Annotated in this window: 1 protein-coding gene; it reads left to right on the top strand. The window is 65.4% G+C overall.

Annotated elements, in window-relative coordinates:
- Nucleotides 1-173: 173 nt before the first annotated feature.
- A partial coding sequence (locus Tanf_RS16710) for a Rossmann-fold NAD(P)-binding domain-containing protein (RefSeq protein ID WP_211346880.1) occupies nt 174-445 on the top strand: 272 nt, incomplete at its 3' end.

Genomic DNA, 445 nt, shown 5'->3' with positions numbered 1-445 from the left:
ACTCAGAACAACCGTCTGGCCCGGACCCTGGCGCCCAATACCGATGCCCTCATCCTGGCCTCCGCGACCCCACACAATGGCAACCGGAAATCCTTCGCCGAGCTCATCAGGCTGCTGGAGCCCACCGGTGTCAACCCCCATGGTGAGCTCGACAAGGGCGACCTTAGCGTCTGGTGAAGCGACGCCACCGCAACGACCCCGAGGTGTCCAGCGTCGCCGGGGCCGACTGGGCTAAGCGCAAACCACCGCAGAACCTCCTGGTCAAGGCCACTGCGGCCGAGGACGCCGTCGCCGACGAATTGGAGCAGGTCTGGCTGCATCCCACCGGATCGTCCCCGTACAGCGGCGCAGCCTCCGCCCTCTTCCCATGGACCATCGCTAAGGCCTTTTTGTCCTCCCCGGCTGCCCTGCGTCAAACTATTAGCGAGCGCCGTCGACGCATCAC

The organism is Tannerella forsythia (genome assembly GCF_001006485.1).
In the GTDB taxonomy this organism is placed as follows: domain Bacteria; phylum Bacteroidota; class Bacteroidia; order Bacteroidales; family Tannerellaceae; genus Tannerella; species Tannerella forsythia.
Note: the sequence above shows the minus strand (reverse complement) of the source record. Positions and strands in the feature narration are given on the sequence as shown.